Origin of the sequence: Geotalea toluenoxydans JCM 15764 (assembly GCF_001311985.1) — a bacterium.
Classification (GTDB): domain Bacteria; phylum Desulfobacterota; class Desulfuromonadia; order Geobacterales; family Geobacteraceae; genus Geotalea; species Geotalea toluenoxydans.
Genome location: NZ_BBCJ01000055.1, coordinates 1 through 6,027, shown reverse-complemented (window position 1 = coordinate 6,027; position 6,027 = coordinate 1). Strand labels below are relative to the sequence as shown.

Here is a 6,027-nt window from a genome sequence, read left to right as displayed (position 1 = left end):
ACTGCAGCATGGGGGATCGAGAGGGTGAGCAGGAGGGGTAGGGTTTAAACAAAAGAAAAGGCAACTATTCGACGAGCTTTATGGAGTTGATGAATACAGTCTCTACCGGCACGTCACCATGACCGGCCTTGGAACCGGTCTTGACTTCCTTGATTGCATCGACCACATCCATTCCTTCGATCACCTGGCCGAAAACGGCATAGCCGAAAAGGTCGGGAGATTTGCCCCGATGGTCAAGAAACGGGTTATCAACCACATTGATGAAAAACTGCGAGGTGGCGCTGTCGACAACGCTGGTCCTGGCCATGGCCAGGGTGCCGCGCTTGTTGGAAACCCCGTTGGCGGCTTCGTTTTTGATGGCGAACTTGGTCTTTTTCGGATGCATGTCGGCATCCATGCCGCCCCCCTGGACCATGAAGGTCTTTATGACACGATGGAATATGAGGCCGTCGTAGTAGCCGTCTTTCACATAGGAAAGGAAATTGCGCACCGAGATGGGCGCCTTGTCCTTGAACAACTCGATCTTTACCGTTCCCATAGATGTCTCCATCACCACCTGGGGATTCTGCTCTTCACTCATCACCAATTCTCCTTTTTCACATAAGAATGTTCTCCTTCTACCACAAAAGGGGGCAAAGGAGAAACTGTTTTCGCCGGTGCAAAGCCTTGCAAAGCCATCCTGCTTGGATACAATCAACAAATGACAAATCCAGGCACAAGGAGCCACAGATGAACTTGAGATACATGGTCGTCATGGCAGGCGTGGTGTGTTTATCTTTCGCAGCAACACCGGCACAGGCAGCTGCAGACATGCCGGCCAGGATGATGATGCACAGCATGCAGGATATGATGATGGCAAAACAGGCGAAGGTGGGGCAACCGGCGCCGGAATTCATTCTGGATGGCGTCATCGGCACTGAATCAGGGAAAGAATTCACCACCATCAGCCTGTCGGATTACAGCGGAAAATGGCTGGTGCTCTTTTTCTATCCCCTGGATTTCACCCTTGTCTGCCCGACAGAAATCAAAGGTTTCAATGAAGCCCTTCCCCAGTTCAAAAAGCTGGGAGCCGAAGTGCTGGGGGTATCGGTGGACAGCAAGTTCTCCCACCTGGCCTGGATCAAGCGGGGCGACCTGGGCAAGCTGAACTATCCGCTCCTTTCCGATATCAGGAGGGAAGCAGCAAAACAATACGGGGTTCTAGATGAAGCGGAAGGGATAGCCCAGCGGGGACTGTTCGTCATCGACCCCGAAGGAATCCTGCAGTACCAGGTGGTGCACAACATGGATGTGGGCAGAAGCGTTGAAGAGACCTGCGGGTGCTGGAAGCCCTGCAGTCAGGCGCCCTCTGCCCCCTTGGCTGGAAGCCTGGACAAAAGGCAATCGGAAAATGAATCAGAGCGGCTTCAGATTAGTGAATTCCCGCCACTCCAGAAAGTACTCTGGCCGCAGTGTATAATCGTAGAGGTTTTCCACGATGTTGTAATGCTTCTTCTCCTCATCGGCTATCTTTTGCAGCAGGGCAATAATCGCCGGACCACTTTCCTTTTTAGCCATATCCTCATAAAGCCGCACACTGTCCGCCTCGATCTTCATGGCGTACTGGAAGGCATCATGCTCTTTCCTCATGCCTTCCGCCAAGGTCTTTTCAGCATGAATCCCTTCGAAAACGTTCCTGGTGTTTTCCAGAACCGTCGTGTCGGCCATGGTCACAGCGCCACCTTCCCGCATGGCGACAATGGTGTCATAGTGTTTTTGCTCGTCGGCAGCAAGCATGGAGAAAACACTCTTCAAGCCCCGGTGCGGGGTTTCTGCCGCCATTTTTTCGTAGAAAGCCTTGCCGTCCACTTCCATCTTCATGGCAAATTGATAAAGGTCCATAGCTCCTCCCCACTGCAGGAATCCCTACAGTAATAAAGGTAACATGGGAAAATGGAAATGCCAGTCGCCGGAGCAAAATCTGCCGTTGACCTTGCAGCAGTTATTCCAGCATCGCCTTCATCCTGGCAAAGAAATCATCGGCCATTTTATCCGCTTCCTCTTCGGTCAGGGTCTTGGCCGCAGTTCCCTGTTGCTCTTTGACCAGATGCGCCGGAATTTCTTCAAGGAACCGGCTCGGGACCCGTTCCTGCAGTTTGCCGTACTTCTTGCGCTGCAGGCAGCGGGTCATCACCAGATGCTTTCTGGCACGGGTAATCCCCACATAGCAGAGCCGGCGCTCCTCATCTACGGTAAAATCCTCATAGATGGACCGCTTGTGGGGAAGGATCTCTTCCTCCATCCCCACCAGGAAGACAAAGGGAAACTCCAGCCCCTTGCTGGAATGGAGCGACATGAGCGTCACGGCATCTCGGCCATGCTCCTTCTTGTCCTTGCCGGAAAAGCGATCCTCGTCCATGAGGGAGACTTTTTCCAGAAAACCGGCCAGTGAAGGCATGGTGATCCGTTCTTCATAGGCAGCCATGGAGTTGACGATCTGCTCGATGTTCTCCGCCTTCCGCCGAGCCAGCACCGGGTCATCAATGGTCCGGTAAAGCTCGTCCTCCAGCCCCAGCCGTTTGAAAAGCCGCTTCCCCTTTTCCGCCAGTTCACCCTCTTGCTCGAAAATGGTCATCTCCTCGGCCAGCAGCCGGTGAAAATCCAGCACCTTCAGCTTTGTCGCTTCGGCGATCCCCTCGATCTCGTCGACCCTTCCGAAGGCCTCGAACAGGGGACACCCCTGCTCCATGGACACTGGTTGATCCTCACCACCGTGCTGTCGCCAATCCCCCGCTTGGGGAAGTTGACGATGCGCAACAGAGCTATCTCGTCATTGGCGTTGCCGATCACCTTGAGGTAGGAAATGGCGTCCTTGACCTCCTTGCGCTCGAAGAACTGCATGCCGCCGATGAGCACATAGGTATATCCTCGAAGCGCAGTTGTTCCTCGAAAGCACGGCTCTGGGCATTGGTACGGTAGAGGATGGCAAAGTCGCTGTAGGCAAGGTTGTGGGCCAGCCGCTCCACCTGGACCCTCTCGACCACCGTGGTGGCCTCCTCTTCATCATCCTGAACGACAATGAGGTCCAGGGGACGGCCGCTGCCGGAAGCTGTCCAGAGTCGTTTTTCCTTGCGCTTTTCATTGTGGCCGATGACGTGGTTTGCAGCCTCCAGGATGTTACCGGTGGAGCGGTAGTTCTGTTCCAGCTTGATGACCCGGCACTCCTTGAAATCCTTCTCGAAATCAAGAATGTTGCCCACATCGGCGCCGCGCCAGCCGTAGATGCTCTGGTCGTCATCCCCCACCACGCACAGATTTCCGTAGCCTCCCGCCAGGAGGTGCACCAGCAGATATTGGGAGGCGTTGGTGTCCTGGTATTCATCCACCATCACATAGCGGAAACGCTCCTGCCAGTGTTGAAGCACCTCGGGGTGATTTTGCAGCAGGTCAGCGGTCAGCATGATGATGTCGTCGAAATCGATGGCATTGAAGGCTTTCAGTGCCGACTGGTAGCGGGGATAGACCTCCGCCGCCAGCAGCTCGTACTCGTCGCCGAAGCGGGGAACGTAGCGGTCCGGGGTAATGAGCTTGTTTTTCGCCGCCGAGATCTTCCAGATGATGGTATCCCCATCGAACTTCTTGCCGTCGATATTGACCTCGCGCATGATCTGCTTGATCAGGCCGATTTGATCGGTGGTCGAATAGATGGAGAAATTCTTCTTGTAACCGAGCCGTTCGATGTCCCGGCGAAGAATGCGCACTCCCAGGGAATGAAAGGTGGAGATGATGATACCCTTGCAGGCAGGCCTGCCCACCAGTCCATCCACCCGCTCCCGCATCTCCTTGGACGCCTTGTTGGTAAAGGTCACCGCCAGGATGTTGGCCGGCGGCACCTTCTTGTCCAGCAGCAGATGGGCGATGCGGTAGGTGATGACCCCGGTCTTGCCGGAACCCGCCCCGGCCAGGACCAGAAGCGCCCCTTCCGTGTGTTTTACCGCCGCCAGTTGCTGTGGGTTGAGATTGGACAAATCGAGCAAATTCCGTCTCCCATGGGATCGTCAGACACAAAACAACCGGGTCAGATTGTACCCGGCTGGTCATTGATAACAGAGGCAGATTTTTAAATCAAGGAGGCGATATGTGTGCCAAGCGTCCGATTAATGGCGACGTCTCCAGTAACCCGGCTCACGTCGCAAGTGCATGACGGCGAGTATGTAAATTCGATCTGATTCATTGCGGAATATAATGCCGAAGGGAAAAGCGGGAAGGATCAAGCGCCGATTCGGGGAAGAAAATTTGTCCATGCTTCGGGGCGTTCGGCTATTAGTTTGAGGCCTTTCTCCACCTCGTCAAGAAAGAGCTTGCCAAGTCCGGAAATGCGTTCCTCGTAGAAAACGGCAGAAGCAATCATCTCCCTTTTTGCTTCAGGATGGATGACAACAGGCTTCATTTCAATTGTTCTCTTGCTTCCTTCAACGCCTCATGCACCGGTTGGCATTCCACAGCACCGTTTTCAATCTCTGCATAGCGGGCTTCTGTCTCCCGCACCCACAGCGCCTCGACGTCTTCACGCTCCGCATTGTCGAGACTGGAGATCAATTGTTTTGCCAGCAAGGCCCGCTTCGCAACAGGAAGTCCCAAAAGCTCTATCGTCATTTCTTCCATCGTTATTTTCATATCTGTCTCCTCGAGTTCTTACCCCCCTGCTCACTAACGTTCGCTTGATCTTGCCCAGGAACAACAAACACAAAGTTAAGCGGCTAGTTAGTTTCGAAGGCCACCGGGCTGATGTTCCCATTGGCACTATGGCGGCGGTTACGGTTGTAGTCAACTTCAATGTACTCGAATACGATTTGACGCAGTGCTGCACGGGAAACAACTGGTTCGCCGTGGACAACCTCGACCTTTAGGGTATGGAAGAAGCTTTCGGCGCAGGCGTTGTCGTAACAGTTGCCTTTAGCACTCATGCTGCAGATCAGATCATGCCGCGACAATAAAGCTTGGTACGTTGTCGAACAATACTGACTCCCACGGTCTGAGTGCACTATGACATTGCTGGGCATCCGACGACGCCACAAGGCCATTTGCAGGGCATTACAGGTCAGTTCAGCAGTCATGCGCTCCGCCATAGCCCATCCGACAACAATGCGGGAGTACAGATCGATCACAACGGCAAGGTATAACCAGCCTTCCGTTGTCCACAGATAGGTGATGTCACCAACCCATTTCTGGTTGGGAAAATCGGCGCTGAAGTCCTGCTGGAGAAAATTTGGAGCCACTGGCAGCTCATGTTTTGAATTGGTCGTTGCCTTAAATTTCTTGGCGGCCTTGGCTCGTAACCCTTGGCGTTGCATGTTTGCGGCAACCGTTTTGCGATCATAACAATGGCCAGCATCTTTGAGATCCAGAGTTATCATTGGCGAACCTGAACGTTTTTTTCAAGCTTCAAACGCCTCCTTCACCTGCTGATCAAGAAGGATCTGGCGTTGCCGGCACCACGAGGGGTGTTGCATTCGATGGCACCAGCTATAGTAGCCAGCACGGGAGACGCATAGCACGCGGCACATGGCACTTATCCTAAAGATGCCGGTGTATTTCTGCACGAAGGCGTACCTCACTTCTGGTTTTTCGCGAAGTACGCCGCCGCCTTTTTTAGTATAGCGAGCTCCTCGGCCTGCTCTGCTAACTGGCGCTTCAACCGGGCATTCTCAACAGCAAGCGACTGTTCGACCGCTCCCTGTTCCTGCTTCGCCTGCTTTTTGCTACGCCATGTGTAGAGCATGTTCTCATTGAGCCCTAGCTGCCTTGCAGCCACTGACACGCCAACACGTTCGGCCAGTGCCAGCGCTTCATCTTTGAACTGCTGCGAGTGTCGTCTGCGGGTTGTCGGCTGTGATACTGGTTTTTTCATTGATCACCTCTGTCGCGGAGTTTACACGCTTAACAGGGTGTCTGTCGAGATTGGGCAGCATCAGCTTCCCCCCTATGAAATAGGGAACCACCCCCCTGCTCACTAACGTTCGCTTCCCCCCTACTGAAATAAGGGGG

General features: G+C 53.9%; 4 protein-coding genes and 3 pseudogenes. 1 reads left to right on the top strand and 6 read right to left on the bottom strand.

Features of this window, described 5'->3' with window-relative positions:
- Window positions 1-64: 64 nt before the first annotated feature.
- A complete protein-coding gene (locus JCM15764_RS20535) occupies window positions 65-580 on the bottom strand; it encodes a peptidylprolyl isomerase (protein WP_054698792.1) in 516 nt (171 codons plus the stop codon).
- Window positions 581-729: 149 nt separating this feature from the next.
- On the opposite strand from JCM15764_RS20535, the pseudogene JCM15764_RS20530 reads away from it, so the two are divergent.
- Window positions 730-1,394 (top strand): annotated as a pseudogene (locus JCM15764_RS20530) (peroxiredoxin).
- 1 nt (window position 1,395) lies between these two features.
- Here the strand turns inward: JCM15764_RS20530 and JCM15764_RS20525 are convergent.
- The 5 genes and pseudogenes from JCM15764_RS20525 to JCM15764_RS20505 all read right to left on the bottom strand — a co-directional run bounded on the left by JCM15764_RS20525 (window position 1,396) and on the right by JCM15764_RS20505 (window position 5,890).
- Complete coding sequence (locus tag JCM15764_RS20525; protein ID WP_243689526.1) at window positions 1,396-1,821, bottom strand: ferritin-like domain-containing protein; 426 nt, start codon at window positions 1,819-1,821, stop codon at window positions 1,396-1,398.
- A 160-nt stretch (window positions 1,822-1,981) separates the two neighbouring features.
- Window positions 1,982-4,016: pseudogene (locus JCM15764_RS20520) on the bottom strand (ATP-dependent helicase).
- A 233-nt stretch (window positions 4,017-4,249) separates the two neighbouring features.
- Window positions 4,250-4,429: a hypothetical protein gene (locus JCM15764_RS20515; protein ID WP_054698790.1), complete on the bottom strand. Its 180-nt coding sequence runs from the start codon at window positions 4,427-4,429 to the stop codon at window positions 4,250-4,252.
- Window positions 4,426-4,656 (bottom strand): addiction module protein, encoded by a 231-nt coding sequence (locus tag JCM15764_RS20510; protein WP_054698789.1) that lies wholly within the window; start codon window positions 4,654-4,656, stop codon window positions 4,426-4,428. Before JCM15764_RS20510 ends, JCM15764_RS20515 begins: the two co-directional genes overlap by 4 nt.
- Window positions 4,657-4,739: 83 nt before the next feature.
- Window positions 4,740-5,890, bottom strand: a pseudogene (locus JCM15764_RS20505) (IS3 family transposase).
- Window positions 5,891-6,027: the final 137 nt, after the last annotated feature.